Origin of the sequence: Streptomyces sp. NPDC051217 (genome assembly GCF_044455465.1) — a bacterium.
Lineage (GTDB): Bacteria > Actinomycetota > Actinomycetes > Streptomycetales > Streptomycetaceae > Streptomyces.
On sequence record NZ_JBITEV010000002.1, the window covers coordinates 470,118 to 491,167 of the forward strand.

Here is a 21,050-nt window from a genome sequence, read left to right on the forward strand (position 1 = left end):
GACTGGCCACAAGGGCTCGTTTGGGGCACGATCTGCCCAATGCCGAAAACCTACGGCTGCGTAGCTTCCGTCGGGAGAACCCTCCCCGGGAACAGAAGGGTCTCCTCCAGATGGCAGAGCTCGTCTATCGGCCGGTCGTCGGCGCCGCCCGCACGATGTTCAAGGCGCTGGACCTCAAGATCGAGACTCAGGGCTCCGAGAACATCCCGCGTGTCGGCGGTGCGGTCCTCGTCAGCAACCACATCAGCTATCTGGACTTCATCTTCACCGGGCTCACGGCACTCCCCCAGAAGCGCCTCGTCCGCTTCATGGCGAAGGAATCCGTCTTCCGGCACAAGGTCTCCGGGCCGCTCATGCGCGGCATGAAGCACATCCCGGTGGACCGTACGCAGGGCGAGACCGCCTACTCGCACGCGCTCGACTCGCTGCGCTCGGGCGAGATCATCGGTGTGTTCCCCGAGGCGACGATCTCGCAGTCCTTCACGCTCAAGTCCTTCAAGTCCGGCGCGGCGCGCCTGGCGCAGGAGGCCGGCGTGCCGCTGATCCCGATGGCGCTGTGGGGCACCCAGCGGCTCTGGACCAAGGGGCGCCCGCGTAACTTCCGGCGCAGCCACATCCCCGTGACGATGCGGGTCGGTGAGCCGCTGGAGGCCCCCACCGACCAGTACGCGGGGGCGATCACCCGGCGGCTGCGCGAGCGGGTGCAGGAGCTGCTCGAAGCCGCCCAGCGCGCCTATCCGGTACGGCCCAGGGACGCGAGCGACACCTGGTGGGTACCGTCACATCTGGGCGGTACGGCCCCGACTCCGGCCGAGGCACGCGAAGCAGGCTGAGCCTCTCGGCCCCCGCGGGCGCTGCCACCGAAACGTCACTGCGCGGCCCGTGGCCCGGCTGTCGGTCCGTCTCCCGTGGTGCGTCAGAGCGCGGGGCGCACGGTGATCCGCGCCCCGGGGCTCAACTTCTCCAGCGATTCGGCGAGTTCGGTGCCCGCCGCGTCGAGTTCCGCGCCGGTCATCGGGGCCAGGCTCTCCAGCAGGAAGACGGCGTTCACGGACTCCTCGGTGAGCCGGGTCCGCACACCCTGACGCCAGTTCCAGCGCCGGCAGGTGACACCCTCGTCGTCGCACCACACGACCTCGCCCGCGTCCGGGTGCTCGACGACCGACTCCCCGCCCGCGGCGGTGTGGAACGGCTCCTCGCCGGTGGCCCGTACGAGCCGCATGGCGCCCGTGATCCGGTCGGTGTCCTCGCCGCCGACGGGGATCAGATGGGCCACGCTGATCGCGTTGTAGAGGTCCACGAGCAGATTGATCCGGGGCAGACCGCCGTCCGCGAGCGCGCGCTTGGCCAGGGCCTCGGCGGAGTTGCGCGTACGGTTCGGCTTGCTGCCGAAGGCCGTGTACGCGGCGCGCCAGGCCACCATGTGCGGGTCCTCGTGCGGCGCGCGTCCGTCGAGGCGGGCGGCGAGCCGCCGGGCCGCGTCGTCGAGCAGCGCCGAACCGGCCTCGTTGCTGGGGCCGTTCACCAGGCCGTGGGCCTCGACGGCGAGCGGGGTGAAGCCGGGGACGAGGGTGTGCACCTCGTCCGACACGGTGAGTGTCAGGGTCATGGTCTGCCTTGCCTCGGGACGTACGGAATCGGTGCACCACAGCACACCATGAGGTCTACTGTAATGCACCGACAGGCGAGGCCCCGGCCGCCGGCTACCTGGCCATCTCTTCCTTGACCGCCTGGACGAACGCGTCGACGTCGTCCTCGGTCGTGTCGAAGGCGCACATCCAGCGCACGTCACCGGCCGCCTCGTCCCAGAAGTAGAAGCGGAAACGCTGCTGGAGCCGCAGGCTCGCCTCGCGCGGCAGCCGGGCGAAGACGGCGTTCGCCTGGACGGGGTGCAGGATCTCGACCCCGTCGACCGCGCGCACGCCGTCGGCGAGCCGCTGGGCCATGGCGTTGCTGTGCCGGGCGTTGCGCAGCCACAGATCGCCGGCCAGCAGTGCCTCCAACTGGACGGAGACGAACCGCATCTTGGAACTGAGCTGCATCGACAGCTTGCGCAGCCGCTTCATCGCGCGGACCGCGTCCGGGTCGATGACGACGACGGCCTCGCCGAAGATCGCGCCGTTCTTCGTGCCGCCGTAACTCAGCACGTCCACGCCGACGGTGTTGGTGAAGGTGCGCATCGGTACGTCGAGGAAGGCGGCCGCGTTGGATATCCGGGCCCCGTCGAGATGGACCTTCATACCCCGCTCGTGGGCGTGTTCGCACAGCGCGCGGATCTCGGCCGGGGTGTAGACGGTGCCCAGTTCGGTGTTCTGGGTGATCGACACGACCTGCGGCATGGCCCGGTGCTCGTCGTCGTACCCCCACGCCTGCCGGTCGACCAGCTCCGGGGTGAGCTTGCCGTCGGGGGTGGGCACGGTCAGCAGTTTGAGGCCGCCCACCCGCTCGGGCGCCCCGCCCTCGTCCACGTTGATGTGCGCGGACTCGGCGCAGATCACCGCTCCCCAGCGGTCGGTCATCGACTGGAGAGCGACGACGTTCGCTCCGGTGCCGTTGAAGACCGGGAAGGCTTCGGCCGTGGGCCCGAAGTGGCTGTGCATGACGCGCTGGAGATGGTCGGTGTACTCGTCCTGGCCGTACGCGATCTGGTGGCCGCCGTTGGCGACGGCCAGCGCCGCCAGCACCTCGGGGTGGGCGCCCGCGGAGTTGTCGCTGGCGAACCCGCGCACCGCGGGGTCGTGGTGCGCACGCGCGGCGGTCGTACGGGACGTCGCGGCAGTCGTACGGGACGTCATGACTCGGGGCTCAGCCACAGGCGGCTTCCGTTCACTTCACCGGCGGGCCGCTCCCAGACCCCGGCGATGGCGTCGGCCAGATCTCCGGCGTCCGTGAAGCCCGCGAACTTCGCATTCGGGCGCTCGGCGCGCATCGCGTCGTGCACCAGTGCCTTGATGACCAGGATCGCAGCCGCCGCGCGCGGCCCTTCGTCGCCCCCGGCCTTACGGAAGTCGTCGGCGAGCGCCAGCGTCCAGGCCTCTGCCGCGGCCTTGGCCGACGCGTAGGCGGCGTTGCCCGCCGTGGGTTTGCTCGCTCCTGCGGCGCTGACCAGCACATAGCGGCCGCGGTCGCCGCGCAGCAGGGCTTCGTGGAAGGCGAGGGAGGTGTGCTGGACCGTGCGGATCAGCAGCTTCTCCAGCAGGTCCCAGTCGGCGAGGTCGGTGTCGGCGAAGGTCTTGCCGCCGCGCCAGCCGCCGACGAGATGGACTAGACCGTCAACGCGGCCGGCGTCCTTCTCGGTCTTGGCCGCCCACGCGCGGGTGGCCGCCAGATCCAGCAGGTCGACGGTGTCACCGGTGACGGTCGCGCCGCTGTGGGCGCCGCGGGCGGCGTCGACCGCCTCGGCGAGGCTCGCCGCGTCCGCGTCCGCGCCGACGACCGTCGCGCCGGCCGAGGCCAGGCGCAGCAGGGCGGCGCGCCCCGCGGGGCCGCCCGCTCCGGCGACCGCCACGACGGCGCCGTCCAAAACGCCGCCCTCTCCGGTGCTTGTGGTCATGGTCGTCTTCTCCGTCATCCCGGTGTCCCCCGTGTCTGCGCGTCGTCGCTCACGCCGTGGCCGGCCATCCTGTTCGCGGGCCATGTTCTCCCGCCGACAGCAGTGTCCTACGAACTCACGCGGCTCGCTTCTCGGTGCTCGTGGCCCGGATGCCCTGGGTCGAGGCGATCACGGTCTTGAGCTTCTTGCCCAGTGCCTCGTAGAACATGCTGAGCGGAAACTCGTCGGGAAGCACGTCGTCGACCAGCTTGCGCGGGGGCAGATCCAGGTCCAGGGCGTCCGGGCCCTTGGCCCAGCGGGATCCGGGGTGCGGGGCCAGATAGGTGGAGACGAGGTCGTAGGCGGCGAACCAGTGGACCAGCTTCGGGCGGTCGATACCGGCCCGGTAGAGGTCCTCGATCTCGGCGAGCAGCCGCTGGGTGACCTGGGGAGCCCGTTCCCAGTCGATGCGCAGGGTGTTGTCGGTCCAGCGCACCACGTCGTGCTTGTGGAGGTAGGAGAAGAGCAACTGGCCGCCGAGGCCGTCGTAATTGCGCTGCCGGGCACCGGTGACGGGGAAGCGGAACATCCGGTCGAAGAGCACCGCGTACTGCACGTCGCGTCCCTGCGGGACACCGTCGGCCGCGAGCTGTACGGCCTCCCGGAAGGCGGTGAGGTCGCAGCGCAGCTCCTCCAGGCCGTACATCCAGAACGGCTGCCGCTGCTTGATCATGAACGGGTCGAACGGCAGGTCGCCGTGGCTGTGGGTGCGGTCGTGGATCATGTCCCAGAGGACGAACGCCTGCTGGCAGCGGTCCTGGTCGCCGACCATCTCGCGGATGTCGTCGGGGAGTTCGACCCCGAGGATGTCGACGGCGGCCTCGGTCACCCGGCGGAAGCGGGCCGCCTCGCGGTCGCAGAAGATGCCGCCCCAGCTGAACCGCTCGGGGGCCTCGCGGACCGCGATCGTCTCGGGGAAGAGGACCGCGGAGTTGGTGTCGTACCCGGCGGTGAAGTCCTCGAAGGTGATGCCGCAGAAGAGCGGGTTGTCGTAGCGGGTGCGCTCCAGTTCGGCGAGCCACTCGGGCCAGACCATGCGCAGGACGACGGCCTCCAGATTGCGGTCCGGGTTGCCGTTCTGCGTGTACATGGGGAAGACGACCAGGTGCTGAAGCCGGTCCACGCGGTCGGCCGCGGGCTGGAAGGCGAGCAGCGAGTCCAGGAAGTCGGGTACGTCGAAGGCGCTGTCGGCCCATTTACGCAGATCCGCGATGAGCGCCTGGTGGTAGGCGGCGTCGTGCGGAAGCAGGAACGAGAGCTGCTCGACGGCGGCGGTGACGCGGTCGAGCGTGACCTCGACGAGGGCGCGCGCGGGCGCGTCGTCGGCGTCGAAGTCTATGGAGCCGTCCTTGGACTGCCAGGGGCGGATCTCCTCGACGGCATTCTTGAGCTCGGTCCACGCGGGGTGCTCGACCACCCGCTCGCCGTCGGCCGGGAGTCCTCCGGTCCGGTCCTGCACAAGAATTTCCGTCATGTCACACCCTCCACGGGAGAAGCTCGCGTCAAAGCACCGTATCGGTCTTCGATTCTCCCGTACAAGGTCGGACGAGACAAATTATCCTGCCGCGCTTCGGGTTTACGGGCGTTTTTCCCGCCGCACGCGCTGTGGACAGCAGGCATCTCCACTTGCGTGTCACGCACGGGTCCATACCGGCGCACTGACCGTTAGGCTGCCGCCGTGCCGCGTGGGGCACCAGCGCCGCGCGGGAGCCGCCGACGACGGAAGCGAGTCAGCCTTGACTTTCCTCACCATCGGTCATCGTGGAGTGATGGGTGTCGAACCCGAGAACACCCTGCGCTCCTTCCTGCACGCCGAGCGGGCCGGCATGGACGCGATCGAGCTCGACCTTCATCTGAGCAAGGACGGCGCCCTCGTCGTCATGCACGACGCGGAGCTGGACCGGACGACGGACGGCACGGGCCCGATCGCCGACCGGACCCTCGCCGAGCTGCGGGAGCTCGACGCGGGGCGGGGCGAGCGGGTGCCGGTGTTCGAGGAGGTTCTGGACGCGGTGAGCTCGCCGCTCCAGGCGGAGATCAAGGATGTGGCGGCGGCGCGGGCGCTGGCCGAGGTCATGCGCCGGCGGCAGCTGGTGGGGCGGGTGGAGGTGTCCTCGTTCCACGACGAGGCCGTCGCCGAGATCTCCGCCCTGGTGCCGGGCGTACGGACGGTGCTGATCGCCAGCCGCTGGAGCGCGGATGTGGTCGACCGGGCGGTCGCGGTGGGCGCGGACTCGCTCGCGCTGAACATCCGGCGGCTGACGCTGGAGGTCGTCGAGCGCGCGCACGGGGCGGGGCTCGGGGTGATCGGCTGGGTGGTGAACACCCCGGACCAGTTGCGGCTGGTCCGGGCGCTCGGTCTGGACGGCGCGACCACGGACTTCCCGGAGATCCGCCGCACCGGGCGTTTCACGGCCTGACGCGCGCGGCCGGGACGCCGTGGAAGTCCGGCTCGGCGCCTCCGGCCGAGGAGCGCGGCGGTCGACGGACCGGTCAGGCGTCCTCGTCCAGCGGCTTGACCAGCAGCTCGAACGCCAGGTCGGGGCGTTGCGGTATGCCGAAGCGCTCGTCGCCGTACGGGAAGGGCAGCAGCTGTCCCGTACGGCGGTAGCCGCGCCGCTCGTACCAGGCGATCAGGTCCTCGCGCTGGACGATCACGGTCATGTGCATCTCGCCGACGCCCCAGTCCGCGCGGGCGCGGCGCTCCGCCTCGGCGAGGACGCGCTTGCCGAGACCGCCGCCCTGCGCGCCGGGGTCGACGGCGAACATGCCGAAGTACGCGGCGGGGCCGCGGTGCTCCAGCTGGCAGCAGGCGACCAGCACGCCGTCGGCCTCGACGATCAGGAGCCGGCCGCCGTCGGCCTCGATCACGTCGAGCACGCCCTGCTCGTCGGTGCGCTGCCCCTCCAGCAGGTCGGCCTCGGAGGTCCATGAGGCACGCGCGCTCTCACCGCGGTAGGCGGACTCGATGAGCGCCACGAGGGGCTTGACGTCTTCTGCGGTGGCGTCCCGGTAGGTGAGCCGGCCGGGAGCGGGGCGCGGGGCGGTGTCCATGGTGCGCGTTCTCCGAATCTCCGCCGCGGGCGGGCGGCGCGCCCGAGCCTAACCCCACGTCCCGGGGTAGCGGATCGGCGGGGTGTTGATCGGTGGGGGCGAGGAGCCCGTCCGCGGCGGAACTCGGGAGCCCCGCCGCCCGCCGTCACACCTCCCCATCGGCGGCCGGGCCGGAATCCGCGCCCGAAGCCGAGGCGGCGGCCTTACCCGCGGCCTCGTCCAGCGGGCTCCTGCGGTACTCCGGGGCGAAGCCCAGCAGCTTCGCGCAGGCCGAGGTGTCGAACAGCGAGGCGTGGCCGGTCAGTTCGGTGAAGTACGGCACGCCCGGGTGGTGCTCTTCGAGAAGTTGGGCCGTCGGCACGGGCGACGAGGTGTCGTCCGCCGCCACGTTGAGGATGTGACAGCCCGTCAGTTCGGTGACCAGCGCGTGCCGGACGGCCCTGGCCGCGTCCCTGGTGTCGAGCCACCCCCACAGGTCCATCCGGTGGCCGCCCGGATCGTCGCGTACGGCGGCGAGCTGCGCCGCCAGCCGCTCGCCCGTGCCGGTGAACGGGAACCGCATGCAGACGATGTCGGTGCCGTGGCGCCTGTGTGTGGCGCGGGCCGTCTCCTCCAGAACGAGCTTGGAGAGGCCGTACGGATCCTGGACGAGCGTGGGATGTTCCTCGTCCAGCGGTACGTAGCGTGGGGACTGCGGCTGCGGCGACCAGGCGAGTCCCACGGCCGCCAGGCTGGAGGCCGCGACGACTCGGCGGACGCCGGTGCGGCCCGCCTCGTCGAGAACCCGGTGCGCGGTGAGGCAGTTGGTGGCGAACAGGGCGCTGTCGTCGTCCGAGTTGGGGTGCGGGATGGCGCCCAGATGGACGACGGCCTCGGCGCCGGCCATGGCGTCACGTACCAGTTCGGGATCGCGCAGATCGCCGGTGTGGACACGGTCCAGCCGTGGGTCGTCGACGGGGACGAGGTCGGTGGCGACGATCCGGTGGCCGTGGGCCAGCAGGTCGTCCATGACATGGCCGCCGATGTGTCCGGCGGCTCCGGTGACCAGAACACGCATCAGCCCTTCACCGCCCCGACGAGACCGTTGACGAAGTAACGCTGCAGACAGACGAAGAGCAGCACGACAGGGATGACCACGATGAGCGCTCCGGCCATCAGGTTGTTGTAGTGGGGGACGTTCTCGGCCGCGAGGGTATGCAGACCGAGCGGAAGGGTGAAGGTCGACTGGTCGTTGAGTGAGACACGGGTGAGCAGATACTCGTTCCAGGTCGGGATCGCGGTGAGCAGCGCGACCGTGATCAGGGCGGGTTGGGCCAGTGGCAGATAGATGTTGAGGAAGATCCGGAACTCGCTCGCGCCGTCGACCCGCGCGGAATCCCGCAGTTCGGCCGGGATGGCGCTGAACGCCCCGGTCATGAGCAGGATCGACAGCGGCGCGCCGCCGTTGACGAAGGGCAGCACCAGTCCCCAGTGCGTGCCGAGGATGCCCATCTCGTTCTCCAGCAGCACGATCGGCAGCATCACCGTCACGCCGGGCACGAAGAGAAGCGAGATGAACAGCCGCGACAGGAAGGTGCGTCCGGGGAAGCGGAGCACGGCGAAGGCGTAGCCGGCCGCCGCGTAGATCACCAGCGTGAGGACCACGGTGTAGAGGGTGACCAGCAGGCTGTTGAGGAAGAAGTCGAAGAAGTGGAGCTTGTTCCAGGTGTCGATCAGCGTGTCGAAGGTGGGGTTCTTCGGGATCAGATGACCACCGCTGACCACCTCCAGCTGGTCCTTGAACGCGGCGGAGATCATCCAGAGGAACGGATAGACGCTGACCAGTCCGTATCCGGCGAGCAGCAGACCGACGACGGTGCGCGCGAGGATCCGCCCTTTACGGGCTCCGCTCTCGCCCGGCCGCTTGCCCGCCCTGTCCGCCTTGCCGGGGTGTGCCGTCGCGTGGGCGCGCTTGTCCGCCACGGGGATCGAGGTCATGTCTTGCTCCGCAGCGCTCGCAGATTGATCAGGGCCAGTATCAGGGCGGCGGCGAACAGCAGCCAGCCCAGCGCGCTGGCGAGGCCGAGAGTGGGCCGCAACTGTTTGAGGAAGGCCAGGCTGTACGCCTCCAGGCCCAGCACATTCGTGTGGTCGCCCGGACCGCCGTTCGTCATCACCAGGAAGGTCTGGAAGCCCTGGAGCGAGTCCCGCAGGTTGAGCAGGACGACGATCGCCGTGATCGGGCGCAGCAGCGGCCAGACGACGGACATGTTGGTACGCCACCAGCCGGCGCCGTCGAGTTCGGCGGCCTCCAGCAGGCTCCGGTCGATGGTCTGAAGGCCCGTCAGATACAGCAGCATGGACACGGGCACGGCGCTCCACACGGTCACCACGATCAGTGTGGGCAGCGCGGTGTCGGGGTTGCCGAGCCAGCCCTGGGGCTGCTGGAGCGAGCCGAGTCCGATCTGGCCGAGCAACAGGTTGACGGCGCCGTCGGGCTGGAGGATGTACTGCCAGGCGAAGAAGACGGCGATGCCACTGGTCACGTACGGCAGGAAGAAGACCGACCGCAGGATGGCCTGCATTCTGCGTGCCTGGTTGAGCAGGACGGCCAGCGGAAACGACACCACGACCGTCAGCACCGGTACGGCGATCATCACCCAGAGGGTGTTGAGTCCCGCGCTGCGCACCCGTGGCGCGTAGATGGGGCTGCGCCAGAGCAGGTCGGCGTAGTTGTCCAGGCCGACCCAGGTCCAGTGCGGCATGAAGCCGTTCCAGGACGCGAAGCTCAGCAGGAAGCCGTAACCGACGGTGTACAGGCCCATGACGGCGAAGAGAACCACCGCGGGGGCGACGAACAGATAACCGGAGAGGGCCTCGCCGCCGAACTTGCGGCGCCAGGACCCCTTGCCGGGACCGGGGGCGGTGTCCGCCGCCCCGGCCGGGAGCGTACGGCTCTTGCCGACGCTCCCGGCCTCCCCCACCGTGGTGGGCCGAGGTGCTGTGGTCACTGGGTCGCCCAGTAGTCGCTGTTGAGTCCGCGGAGCTTGGCTCCCGTCCGCGCCGGTGTCTCCCGGCCGAGCGGGCTCAGATTGGTGAGGATCTCACCGGCCACGTCCTGGTCGTAGCCCGGCGGGCGGAAGTCGTTGCGGCTGGGGTCGTACGTGGTCTCCTCGGTGCCGTCGAAGCTCCGCATCATGGAGGTCAGCGCGGGGCCGAGGACCTTGGCGGAGTCGGCGCCCAGCTCGGTGGCCGGCAGGTCGGCGGACTCCTTGGCGAAGTTCGCGGCGACATCGGTGCCGGAGAGGAACTCCATCCACTTCTTGGCGTTCTCGGGCTGCTCGCTCGTGGCGGTGAGGCTCAGTCCGGTGAGCGCGAGCGGGCCGAGCGCCCGGTCGGGTACGGCTCCGTCCTTCGGCGCGGGCAGTCCGAAGGCGAGGACGTCATCGGCCTTCATACCGTTCTGCTGGAGGAAGGCGAGGGTGAAGGTGCCGCCGACGGCGAAGGCCGACTTGCCCTGGGCGAAGGCCTGGTCGGCCTCGTCGATGGTGAGGGACTGGCTGCCCGGCATCCAGTACGGGGTGATCTCGTCGTACATGCCCAGGACCTTGGTGCCGTTGGCCGAGCCGAAGTCGGTGGCCTTGTCCTTGCCGAAGAGGTCCCAGTAGGCCTGCTTGCCGAGCTGGGCGAACGCCAGCGGCTGGAGCACCCAGGTCAGTCCGGTCGACTTGACCTTCAGCCCGAGGCTGATGCCGCCGGTCTTCGGGTCCTTGTGGTGGGTGGCCTCGACCGCGTCCAGGAACTCCTCCCAGGTGGCGGGGGCCTCGGTGATTCCGGCGTCGGCCAGCTTCTGCTTGTTGGCGTAGACGATGCCGAAGGTGCCGGCGGTCAGGGGCACGCTGAAGCGCTGGTCCTGCTCGACACCTTTGAAGGTGGAGTCCTTGGCCTGTGATTCCTTGAACTTCTGCGCGGTGACGGTGCCCGAGCCTTTGATCGCCTCCTGGAAGCGACCGCTCCAGGAGTCCGGGATCTGGTCCTGGAGGTCGGCGGCGACGCCCGCCGCGCCGAGGACGAAGTCCTCACCGTCGGAGTGCACTTCGAGGACGTCCGGCAGGTTGCCGGTCTTGGCGGAGCTCTGCACCTTGGTGGTGTAGGCGTCGTCGGGCGTGTACGCCTCGATCTTGACCGTGATGCCGGTCTCTTTCTCGAACTCCTCCGCCGCCGCGCGCAGGGCGCCGACATGGGACTGCTTGAAGGTCCACATCTCCAGCGACGTGGAGTCTCCGCCGGAGTCGGACGAACCGCCGCAGGCGGAGAGGGTGGTGAGTGAGAGCGCGGTGGTCGCGGCCAGAGCCACGAGCCGGACATTCCGCGCGAATGGTATGCGCATGGCCCCTACCTAAGGTTCAACCGTTCAGAAGACCGAATGGCGTTGGAGTGACTGAACTTATGGTTGTGGTGATATAGCGTCAAGACGCACGTCGAGAATCGTGCTGACCGGATCGCCGAGGGGCGCCGGTGCGGGGAGCGGAGGTTCCGTGGAATCGGTGGCAGCAGCAGCGCGGGGGCGTAAGCCCGAGGAGGTCAAGTCAGCGGCTCGGGTGCTCGAAGTGCTCGAACTGCTCGGCAACGAGGGCGCCCGGCTCTCGCTCGCCGAGATGGCGAGCGCGATGGCGGTGCCGAAGAGCAGCCTGCACGCGATCCTGCGGACGATGGAGGCGCGGCGCTGGGTCGATCTGGACGCCTCGGGCACCCGTTACAGCCTCGGCCTCAAGGCCCTGCTGACGGGCACGGCCTACTTGGAGGGCGACGACGTCGCGAGCCTCGCCGGGCCGGTCCTCGACGCGCTCGCCGAGGAGACGGGCGAGTCGGTGCATCTGGGCAGGCTGGACGGCACGGACGTGGTCTACCTGGCCAAACGCGAGTCACGGCACGCGCTTCGGATGTATTCGGCGGTGGGCAGGCGGCTGCCGGCGCACGCGACGGCGCTCGGCAAGGCGATGCTGTCGCAGTACGACGCGGCCGAGGTGCAGCGCCGGCTGGACTGGCCGCTGGCCAGGCTCACCCCGGACACCGTGACCGATCCCGACGAGCTGATCCGCCAGCTCGCGGAGGCCCGGTTGCAGGGGTGGGCGATGGATGACGGCGAGAACTCCGTGGACATCCGGTGCGTGGCCGTGGCACTGGGCACCGGCCACGGCGGCGGGGACGCCATCAGCTGTTCGGCCCCCAAGAGCCGGATGGACGACGCCCGCGCGCAGGAGATCGCCGGAGCCGTCACGGAGGCCGCACATTCACTGCGGACCCTCCTCAAACGGCTCGGGCAGCACTGAGGACCGGTCCGCCCTTATTTGGTAGAGTCATTGACAAATCAAAGACGCTCTCTCTACGTTCGGATAGCAGTACACCATTCTGTTATCTGTACGCTGGAGTTCGTATGGCTCAGCCTGATGCCCGCTCCGACATCCTCGCCCCCGCTCCCTGGGTCGAGGACCGCGGTGCGAAGATCCGCGTCACGGCCGTCTCCACCTTCCTCACCGCGCCGCACGGCTGCCCCCATCTCGTCGTCCGCGTCGAGACCAACGAGCCGGGGCTGTACGGCCTCGGCTGCGCGAGCGACCCGCAACGCACCCTCGCCGTACGGTCCGTACTCGACGACTACCTGGGCCCGATGCTCGTCGGGCGCGACCCCGACGACATCGACGACATCCACCGGCTGCTGCTCAACAGCGCCTACTGGCGCGGTGGTTCGGTCACCGGCAACGCGCTCGGCGGGATCGACGTCGCCCTGTGGGACCTCAAGGCCAAGCGCCTCGGAGCCCCGCTGTACTCACTGTTCGGGGGCCGGGTCCGTACCCATGCCGAGGCCTACACCCATGTGAGCGGCGCCGACGCCGACGAGATCGCCGACAAGGTCGTGGCGGCGCGCGAGCGCGGCTACCGGCATGTCCGTGTCCAGGCGTCCGTGCCCGGCTCCGACACCTACGGCACCGGCGCCGCCTCCGCCGACGCCCACGCGCTGCGCACCCGCTCGGTGCCGTGGGACTCCGCCGCGTACGTACGGACCGTGCCGCGCGTCCTGACCGCGGTACGGTCACGGGTCGGCGACGAGGTCGAGTTGCTGCACGACGTGCACGAGCGCCTCGACCCCCGGCAGGCCCGGGACTTCCTGCGCCGGGTCGAGGACGCCGGGCTCTACTTCGTGGAGGATCTGCTCGCCCCCGAGGACGCGAGCCACTTCGCCGCGCTGCGCGCCGGCTCCCCCGTACCGCTCGCCGTCGGTGAACTCTTCCACGACGTGGGCCAGTTCCTGCCGCTGCTCGACGGCCCCGCCATCGACTTCGCCCGGATCCGGGTCCCCACCCTCGGCGGTCTCACCCCGGCCCGAAAGCTCGCCGTCTACTGCGAGTTGCGCGGCGTACGGCTCGCGCCGCACGGCCCGGCCGACGTCAGCCCCGTCGCCCAGGCCGCCACACTCGCCATGAACATCAGCAGCCACGCCTTCGGTGTGCAGGAAGCGGCGGTATTCAAGCCTGCCGTTCTCGACGTCTTCCCGGGTACCGTCGTGGCGAACGACGGCGTGCTGTCCCCGCACGAGACGCCCGGTCACGGGGTCGACTTCGACGAGGTGGCGGCACGCCGGCATCCGGTGCCCGAGCCGCTGGAACACGACCGCTGGGCCCTGCTGCGCAACACCGACGGGAGCGTGCAACGACCATGACAGCCACCACCTCGGGCCCCCCGACCGCCCCCGGCTCCCGGCGCGCGCTGGTCGTCCGCGGCGGCTGGGAGGGCCACGAGCCCGTCAAGATCACCGATCTCTTCCTGCCTTTCCTCAACGAGAACGGATTCGCGGTCGAGACGGCCGACACCCTGGACGTCTACACCGACGCCGCGCTCCTCGCCGCCACCGATCTCGTCGTCCAGTGCTGGTCCATGGGCGGGATCAGCGCGGAGCAGTGCGCCGGGCTCACCGCGGCGGTCCACGCCGGCACGGGTTTCGCCGGCTGGCACGGCGGGATCGTCGACTCCTTCCGCGGCGATGTGAACTACCAACTCCTCACCGGCGGCCAGTTCCTGATGCATCCGCCGGGCTTCTCCGACCACACGGTGCGGATCGTGCCGGAGCGGGCGGACCATCCGATCGTCACCGGCCTGGCCGACTTCGACGTCCACACCGAGCGCTACTGGACGGCCACCGACCCTCTGATCGACGTTCTCGCGACGATCGGGTTCGAGGCGGACGAGACCCGGTCACGGCCGGTCACCATGCCCGCCGTGTGGACCAGGACCCGCGCCGCGGGTCGCGTCTTCGTCTCCACGATCGGCCACAAACCGGACGACTTCGACGTGCCCGAGGTACGGACGCTGACCGAGAGGGGGCTGTTGTGGGCGAGCCGCTGAGGGTCGGCATGGTCGGCGCGGGAAAGATCAGCGGCGAGTATCTGAAGACGCTGGAACGGCTGGACGACGTCCGGCTCACCGCCGTGACCGACCTGGACACGGAGCGGGCCGAGTCCGTCGCCGCGCGGATACCGGGCGTCGCCGTCGTCGCCTCGGTGGCCGAGCTGGTCGCGCGTCCCGACGTCGACGCCGTACTGAACCTGACCCTGCCCGCCGTACACGCGGAGGTCGCGCGCGCCGCGCTCGACGCGGGGAAGCATGTGTACGGCGAGAAGCCGCTGGCCATGACCCGCGAGGAGGCCGGGGGGCTGCTCGCCGCGGCGGCCGGGCGCGGGCTGCGGATCGGCTGCGCCCCCGACACCGTGCTCGGGACGGGAGTTCAGACAGCGCGCGGGGCGGTCGACGACGGGCTCATCGGCGCACCCGTCGCGGCCACCGCTTTCATGACCACACCGGGCCATGAACGCTGGCATCCCGCCCCCGAGTTCTACTACCGGGACGGCGGCGGGCCGCTGCTCGACATGGGTCCGTACTATCTCTCCGCCCTCGTCCATCTGCTCGGGCCCGTCAGCCGGGTCACCGGAGCCGCGTCCATGCCGCGCGCCGAGCGGACCATCGGCAGCGGACCGCGGGCCGGCGAGCACTTCGACTCCGAGGTGGAGACCCATGTCACCGGTCTCCTGGAGCACACGGGCGGTGCGCTCACGACGCTGGTCATGAGCTTCGACATCCACGCCGCGCGGCTGCCGCGCATCGAGGTGCACGGCACCGAGGGCTCGCTCTCCGTCCCCGACCCCAACGGCTTCGACGGTCCTGTCGAGTTGCACCGGGCCGGCGGTGAGTGGGAGCGGCTACCGGTGTCGGGCGGCTACCGGGACGCCGGGCGCGGGACCGGTCTCGCCGATCTGGCGACCGCGCTCGCCGGGGACCGGCCGCACCGGGCGTCCGGCGAACTCGCCCGCCATGTCCTGGACGTCATGCTGACGCTGCTCGACGCGGCCCGCGAGGGTGTCTGGCTGCCGGTGCGCAGCGATTGCGCGAGGCCCGAGGCCGTACGGCCGTAGGGCCGCCCCGGCGCAGGATCCCCCACACGGACGGCAGGAAGGCGGCGGCCTTCCTGCCGTTCTTCGCCCGCCTCTCTCCATTCTTCTCCGCCCGTCACGGCCCTTCTCCGCGCCTCCCGGGGCTTGTCGGCGGCCGTGTTCCGCTGCTCGAATCGTCAGGGCAATTAATGTCCAGGAGCAGAACTTTCCGGGCGGGAATTCGACTGACAATTCAATCGCGAGGCCCTCACCACCAGGAACTCAGAAGTAATCGGGACAGGCGTTGACTTGATAACACTCTTGGTTTTACATGGCGGTCATCAGCAGGACAGGAAGGGCCGCCCATGCATGACCGAACGAAGTCCGGAGAGGCGCGCATAGCCCATTTCCTCGACCGTCGGCTGCGCCCCGCGCTCTACACCGGGCGGCTTCCCATGGAGGTCGGGGCCTGGCACATCCCGGGCGAGCCGGTACCCGTCGACGTGGCGCTCCGCGCCGGGTACACGCCGTTCGTCGTCGGCGAGACATGGGGCGGCGGCCCTTGGTCCACCAGTTGGTTCCGTTTCGCCGCCGAGGTGCCCGAGCGGTGGGCGGGCCGCCGTGTGGAGGCGGTCATCGACCTCGGCGGCGACCGGGCCGAGGGACTGGTCCACGACGAGCACGGCACACCGCTCCAGGGCCTGCGCCCGCACGACAGCACCGTGACCGTCGCGGCCCGGGCGCGCGGTAGCGAGTCCGTACGGCTGCTCGTCGAGGCCGCGGCCAATCCGGTGATCGACGCGGCCACCGGCGCCGGGGCCCACTTCGGCGACCCGGTCACCGCCGGCGACGAGCCTCTCCACCGCTTGCTCCGCGCGGACCTCGCCGTACGGGACGAGAACGTATGGCAGCTCATCCATGACATCGATGTCCTCCAGAGTCTGGCGGAGGCACTGCCCGCAGGGCTGCCGCGCCGCCACGAGATCCTGCGGGCGTTGGACCGGGCGGTCGACGCCGTCGACCCCCGTGACATCCCGGGGACGGCCGCCGGCGCGCGGGACATCCTCGCGCCGGTCCTGGCCCGCCGCGCGCACGAGTCCGCGCACACCGTGGCCGTCGTCGGGCACGCGGCCACGGGATCCGCCCGGCTGCGGCCGACGCGCGAGAGCGTACGGGCGAGCGCCCGCGCCTTCAGCAGCGTGGCCGCGCTCGCCGAGGAGTACCCGGAGTTGGTGTTCGCGGCCTCGTCCGCGCAGGAGCACGCCTGGATGAAGGACCAGCACCCGCATGTCTTCGAGCGGATTCGCAAGGCCGTCGCGCGGGGCAACTGGGTGCCGGTGGGCGGCATGTGGGTGGAGCCGGACCCGAATCTGCCCGGCGGGGAGTCGCTGGCCCGGCAGTTCACGCACGGCCGGCGCTTCTACCGGGAAGAGCTCGGCCTGGACGCGGGCGGCGTCTGGCTGCCCGGCCCCGGCGGCATGACCGCCGCCCTCCCCCAGCTCGCCGCGCTCGCGGGGGCGCGCTGGGCGCTCGGCCATACGCTCGCCGCACACGACGCCAACTCCCTTCCGCACCACACGTTCTGGTGGGAAGGCGTCGACGGCAGCCGGATCTTCACACACTGCCCGCCGGCCGGTCCGGGCCACGCGGCGCTCACGGGGCCCGAGTTGGCCGACGCGGTCACCGCGTACGCGGAGAAGGGCGGCGGCAGCCGTTCGCTGATGCCCTTCGGCCGGCCGCAGGGCGACGGCGAGGCGGACCAGGAGGGTGAGGGACCCACCCGCCAGACGCTGGAACGCGCCCGCAGGCTGGCCGACCTGGAAGGTTCGCCGCGGGTCGAGATCCAGCACCCGGCGCGTTTCTTCCGGGACGCGCTCGACGAGTACCCGCATGCCCCGGTGTGGCGCGGCGAGCTGTACGCGCAGACGCACCACGGCGCGTACACCAGCCAGGCCCGCACCAAGCGTGGCAACCGCCGGAGTGAATCCCTGCTGCGCGAGGCCGAGTTGTGGTCGGCGACGGCGGCCGTACGGGACGGGGTGCCGTACCCGTACGACGAGTTGGACGCCCTGTGGAAGCGGGTCCTGCTGCTCCAGAGCCGGGACATCCTGCCGGGCGGCGCGATCGCCTGGGTGCACGAGGAAGCCGAGCAGACGTACCGCGGTGTGCACCGCAGACTCCAGGCCCTGATCCGGCGCTCGGCGGGCGGGCCGGACGGGGTCACGGTCCTCAACGCCGGTCCGCGCGCCCGCCGCGAGGTGGTCGTGCTCGACCGGGACCGGCTGACAGGCGCGGTGGACGCGGGCCAGCCGCTGTCCGGCGGGCGGCTCGCCGTCCTGGCCGAGGCTCCCGCGCTCGGCCGGGGTACGGCCGGGCTGCCGCTCGGCGGCACGGCGCCGGTGACGGTCACCGCCGCCGGCGAGGACCGGGGCGGCGGGCATCTGCTGGACAACGGGCTGCTGCGGATCCACATCGACCCGGCGGGGCTCGTACGCTCCGTACTCGACCTGACGGCGGACCGCGAGGCCGTCGCGCCCGGCGGCGCGGGCAATCTGCTCCAGCTGCACCGGGACGACCCGGCGCGCTGGAGCGCGTCGGCCCTCGACGCCCCGCACGGCGACACCGCCCACGGCGCCGCCGAGAGCGGCACCCGGCGCGATCTCGACACGGCGTCGTCGGTCGAAGTGACCGACGGCGGACCGCTGTTGGCGCGGGTACGGGTGGAGCGCGGCACCGGCAGGTCGACCATCACGCAGCGGCTGACGCTGACGGCCGGCAGCCGCGCCCTGACCATCGACACCGACGTCGACTGGCGCGAACAGGACACCCTCCTCAAGGCCGTCTGGCCGCTGGACGTACACGCCGAGAACTGCCGCGGCGAGATCCAGTACGGCCATGTCGAGCGCCCGACCCACGAGAACACCAGCTGGGACGCGGCCCGTTACGAGCAATGGGCACACCGCTGGATCCACGTCGGCGAGCACGGCTGGGGCGTGGCCCTCGCGTCCGACGCGACGTACGGCTACGACGTGTCGCGCCACACCCGCGCGGACGCCGGGACCACCACGCTCGTACGCCTCTCGCTGCTGCGCGCCCCCCGCGGCCCCGACCCGCACGCCGACCGGGGGCCGCAGAGCTTCCGGCACACGCTGCGGCCCGGCGCCGATGTGGCCGACGCGATCTCCGAGGGTTACGCGCTCAACCTCCCGCTGCGGCCGGGCCCGGCGGCCGGAGCCGTGGAGGAGGAGCCGCTGATGGCCGTGGACGGTCCGGACGTCGTGGTGGAGGCGGTGAAGCTCGCCGACGACCGGTCGGGCGATGTCGTGGTCCGGCTGTACGAGTCGCGGGGCGGCCGGGCCCGTACGACACTGACCGCCGGCTTCCCGGTCACCGCCGTACACGAGACGGACCTCCTGGAGGACACGCTCAACGTGCTTGCCTACAGCCGCCGTTCGGTGGAGCTGACACTGCGGCCCTTCCAGATCCTGACCCTGCGGCTGGTCCGCGGGGACGGCCCGGAGGGAGGCTCGGGTGTCTGACACCCGGCCGGCCGAACCCGCCGACGGCACGCTCTCCCCCGAACTACGCGCCGTCCTGCGCCGCTGGGCCGACGAGGGCGGTCCGCTCGCCACTCGCGCCGGTGTCGTGCTGCTGGCGGCCGACGGGCTGCGCGACGCGGAGATCTCGCGGAGGCTCGGGGTGTCGCGGCAGACCGTGGGCAGTTGGCGGCAGCGCTGGACGAGCGCGGGCATCGACGGCCTCGAACACCGGCCGCGCACCGGCAGACCGGCCACGGTCGACGAGGCCGAGGTCGTCACCCGTACGCTGCTCGCCCCCGGTGGCAGCGGCGCTTCACGGGCGGTGGCAAGGGAGTTGGGCCTCTCGCACGCCACGGTCGCCGGGATCCGCCGCCGCTGGCGCCTGGTCCCCGACGAGCCGGTGGCGCCGTCCGTGCCGACCCGGCCGCCGCTGCCCGGAGCCGACGTGTGGGTGATGGGCCTGTACGTGGACGGGCTGCGCGGGGTCCTGCTGGCCGGGACCCGTCTCGTGCCGAGCACCCCGGCCACCGCGGGCACGGTGATCGGCGCGGACGTCCTGGCGGGCCTCGACCGGTCACTGGACGCGGCGCTGACGTCGACGCCACGACCGGGTTCCGGCCCGGCGACCGCCGCCGAACGTGCCCCCGGGTCCGACCACGGCTCGGATCCGGAGCCGAACGGGGCGCCGGGTCCGGGGCCGAACGCGTCCGACGGACCGGGGCGCGGCTCCCCACGCCGCGCGGACGTCGTCGCGTCCGAACGGGCGCTGGCCGGCTATCTCGCGCAGGCGAGCCGGCGTCATCCGGACCTCGCCCTGCACGCGATCACCCTGTGGGACGCCGCGCCCGGGGACGATCCGGCCCCCGCCGGGGTGCCTCAACCTCCCGACTCCCATGGGGTGGTGACGTGCCATCACATTCCGGCGCGGTCCACCTGGCGCACGTTCCTGCGGGCCATGATCGCTCTCGACAGCACCAGTCATCCGGAGTCCTCACGGCGCGTCTATCTCGATCTGGCCGCCGAACTGGAGCGGTACGCGGCAGGGGACGCCGACGACCCGCAGCACACCGTGCGCTGGCTGCGCGAGAACGTCGCGGGCCATCTCGGGGCCGGGGAAACGACGGACAGCTCCGCGCGCGGCCACACCTGGAGCGGCGTCAACCAGATCGATCTGGGGTCGTTCAACGAGTGCGTGGTCATCGAGACGGTCCGGCTCTCCGGCACCATCACACGCGGCGAGATCGCCCACCGTACCGGCCTCACCCAGCAGTCGGTGTCCCGTATCGCCCGCTCCCTGCTCGACCGGGGCATCCTGATCGAGGACGCGCAACTGCGCGCCACGTCGGGCAAGCCGCGTACGCCGGTACGGCTGCGCGGAGCCGCCGCGCACGCGCTCGGGATCCATATCGATCCCGAGCTGCTCACGGCGGTCGTGATCGACCTCGACGGGGCGATCGTCCGCACCCGCACCCGTTCCGTCAGCGCGGACACCGACCCGGCGGAGTTCGTCGAGCGGGTGGCGGCGCTGGGCCGCCAGACGCTGGCCGAGGCGGGCGGGGCCGTACGGCCCGAGGGGTTCCTCGGCATCGGGGTCGCGGTGCCCGGCCCGGTGGACATCGCGTCCGGGACGGTGCTGGGACCGCCCCTGATGTCGGCCTGGGGCGATCTTCCGCTGCTGTATCTCCTCAAGGACCACTTCCCGTGCCCGGTCATCATGGAGAAGGACTCGACGGCAGCGGCGGCGGGCGAGCGCTGGATCGGCCGTGACCGCCGGGCCAGGGACTTCGCGTACCTCTATCTCGGTACGGGCGTGGGCACCGGCCTCTATCTGAACGGTGACATCTACCGGGGTGTCAGCTCGAACGCGGGCGAGTTCGGCCAGCTCTGCGCGATCGCCCTGGGCCGGGTGGACGAGGACGGCCGTCCGGAGATGATGCCCGAGTGCAATCCGCCGGTGTCCGTGCCCGATCTGGCGGCGCGCGGCGGTCTGCGCCCGGCGGCCACGACGAGCGGGAGCACCGCCGCGTATCTGGCGGTGGGCCGGGCGGCGGCCGCGGGCGACCGGGCGGCGACAGCGGCCGTACGTGAGGTGGCGCGGGCGGTCGGGAGGGGCGCGCTGGGCCTGACCGACCTGCTGGACATCGATCTGATCGTCCTCGGCGGGCCGTTCTTCACGGACGACGTCGCCGACTTCTACCTCTCCGAGATCGCCCGTACGGTCAACGAGTTCCCGACCGCCCGCCGGCTGCGCCGTGTCGAGGTGGAGCCGTCCGTGCTGAGCGCGGGGGCCGCCGCCGTAGGAGCGGCCTCCACGATCTTCCACGCGACGTTCACGCCGAGGCTGCGCGGCCGGGAGACGCGGGCGCGGCATCTGCCCACGAGCTGACCGCCGGACAGGGCCCAGGGCGTGTCCGCGAAGTCCCGCCTGGCCCGCGGCGGCTGGCACGGACCTCGCCGCGT

The 21,050-nt window shown here is 71.3% G+C and carries 17 protein-coding genes; 8 read left to right on the top strand and 9 right to left on the bottom strand.

The window, feature by feature from the left end; all coding sequences use genetic code 11:
- Window positions 1–110: 110 nt before the first annotated feature.
- Window positions 111–833 (top strand): lysophospholipid acyltransferase family protein, encoded by a 723-nt coding sequence (locus ACIBBB_RS07205; protein ID WP_398979606.1) that lies wholly within the window; start codon window positions 111–113, stop codon window positions 831–833.
- A gap of 83 nt (window positions 834–916) precedes the next feature.
- Here the strand turns inward: ACIBBB_RS07205 and ACIBBB_RS07210 are convergent, their stop codons facing one another.
- From ACIBBB_RS07210 to ACIBBB_RS07225, 4 genes are all read right to left on the bottom strand, one after another.
- Window positions 917–1,609, bottom strand: coding sequence for a B3/4 domain-containing protein (locus tag ACIBBB_RS07210; protein WP_398979608.1), 693 nt, complete (start codon window positions 1,607–1,609; stop codon window positions 917–919).
- A 94-nt stretch (window positions 1,610–1,703) separates the two neighbouring features.
- Window positions 1,704–2,795, bottom strand: a complete 1,092-nt coding sequence (locus ACIBBB_RS07215) for a threonine aldolase family protein (protein ID WP_398980069.1) — start codon at window positions 2,793–2,795, stop codon at window positions 1,704–1,706.
- Window positions 2,792–3,553: an SDR family NAD(P)-dependent oxidoreductase gene (locus ACIBBB_RS07220; protein WP_398979610.1), complete on the bottom strand. Its 762-nt coding sequence runs from the start codon at window positions 3,551–3,553 to the stop codon at window positions 2,792–2,794. Before ACIBBB_RS07220 ends, ACIBBB_RS07215 begins: the two co-directional genes overlap by 4 nt.
- 115 nt (window positions 3,554–3,668) lie before the next feature.
- A complete protein-coding gene (locus ACIBBB_RS07225; protein ID WP_398979612.1) occupies window positions 3,669–5,066 on the bottom strand; it encodes a DUF6421 family protein in 1,398 nt (465 codons plus the stop codon).
- A 262-nt stretch (window positions 5,067–5,328) separates the two neighbouring features.
- Between ACIBBB_RS07225 and ACIBBB_RS07230 the strand changes: the two genes are divergently transcribed.
- Window positions 5,329–6,012 carry a glycerophosphodiester phosphodiesterase gene (locus tag ACIBBB_RS07230; RefSeq protein WP_398979614.1) on the top strand — a complete coding sequence of 228 codons (684 nt, stop codon included), beginning with the start codon at window positions 5,329–5,331 and terminating at the stop codon, window positions 6,010–6,012.
- A 73-nt stretch (window positions 6,013–6,085) separates the two neighbouring features.
- Here the strand turns inward: ACIBBB_RS07230 and ACIBBB_RS07235 are convergent, their stop codons facing one another.
- The 5 genes from ACIBBB_RS07235 to ACIBBB_RS07255 form a co-directional block, all read right to left on the bottom strand.
- Entirely contained in the window at window positions 6,086–6,646 is a 561-nt protein-coding gene (locus ACIBBB_RS07235; protein ID WP_398979616.1) for a GNAT family N-acetyltransferase, read from the bottom strand.
- A 145-nt stretch (window positions 6,647–6,791) separates the two neighbouring features.
- Window positions 6,792–7,703, bottom strand: coding sequence for an NAD-dependent epimerase/dehydratase family protein (locus tag ACIBBB_RS07240; protein ID WP_398979618.1), 912 nt, complete (start codon window positions 7,701–7,703; stop codon window positions 6,792–6,794).
- Window positions 7,703–8,623 carry a carbohydrate ABC transporter permease gene (locus tag ACIBBB_RS07245; protein WP_398979620.1) on the bottom strand — a complete coding sequence of 307 codons (921 nt, stop codon included), beginning with the start codon at window positions 8,621–8,623 and terminating at the stop codon, window positions 7,703–7,705. Before ACIBBB_RS07245 ends, ACIBBB_RS07240 begins: the two co-directional genes overlap by 1 nt.
- The gene (locus tag ACIBBB_RS07250) at window positions 8,620–9,636 is read right to left on the bottom strand and encodes a carbohydrate ABC transporter permease (RefSeq protein ID WP_398979622.1); all 1,017 of its coding nucleotides are present in this window, start codon (window positions 9,634–9,636) and stop codon (window positions 8,620–8,622) included. Before ACIBBB_RS07250 ends, ACIBBB_RS07245 begins: the two co-directional genes overlap by 4 nt.
- A complete protein-coding gene (locus tag ACIBBB_RS07255; protein ID WP_398979624.1) occupies window positions 9,633–11,015 on the bottom strand; it encodes an ABC transporter substrate-binding protein in 1,383 nt (460 codons plus the stop codon). Before ACIBBB_RS07255 ends, ACIBBB_RS07250 begins: the two co-directional genes overlap by 4 nt.
- A 157-nt stretch (window positions 11,016–11,172) precedes the next feature.
- On the opposite strand from ACIBBB_RS07255, the gene ACIBBB_RS07260 reads away from it, so the two are divergent.
- The 6 genes from ACIBBB_RS07260 (at window position 11,173) to ACIBBB_RS07285 (ending at window position 20,976) form a co-directional block, all read left to right on the top strand.
- Entirely contained in the window at window positions 11,173–11,958 is a 786-nt protein-coding gene (locus ACIBBB_RS07260; RefSeq protein WP_384198664.1) for an IclR family transcriptional regulator, read from the top strand.
- A gap of 104 nt (window positions 11,959–12,062) precedes the next feature.
- Window positions 12,063–13,346 (top strand): enolase C-terminal domain-like protein, encoded by a 1,284-nt coding sequence (locus ACIBBB_RS07265; RefSeq protein ID WP_398979627.1) that lies wholly within the window; start codon window positions 12,063–12,065, stop codon window positions 13,344–13,346.
- Window positions 13,343–14,029: a ThuA domain-containing protein gene (locus tag ACIBBB_RS07270; RefSeq protein WP_398979629.1), complete on the top strand. Its 687-nt coding sequence runs from the start codon at window positions 13,343–13,345 to the stop codon at window positions 14,027–14,029. Before ACIBBB_RS07265 ends, ACIBBB_RS07270 begins: the two co-directional genes overlap by 4 nt.
- Window positions 14,014–15,093, top strand: a complete 1,080-nt coding sequence (locus ACIBBB_RS07275; protein ID WP_398979631.1) for a Gfo/Idh/MocA family protein — start codon at window positions 14,014–14,016, stop codon at window positions 15,091–15,093. Before ACIBBB_RS07270 ends, ACIBBB_RS07275 begins: the two co-directional genes overlap by 16 nt.
- A 323-nt stretch (window positions 15,094–15,416) precedes the next feature.
- Window positions 15,417–18,590: an alpha-mannosidase gene (locus tag ACIBBB_RS07280; RefSeq protein WP_398979633.1), complete on the top strand. Its 3,174-nt coding sequence runs from the start codon at window positions 15,417–15,419 to the stop codon at window positions 18,588–18,590.
- On the top strand, window positions 18,583–20,976 hold the full coding sequence (locus tag ACIBBB_RS07285; RefSeq protein WP_398979635.1) for an ROK family protein: 2,394 nt from the start codon (window positions 18,583–18,585) through the stop codon (window positions 20,974–20,976). The genes ACIBBB_RS07280 and ACIBBB_RS07285 overlap by 8 nt, the downstream gene beginning before the upstream one ends.
- Window positions 20,977–21,050 lie beyond the last annotated feature (74 nt).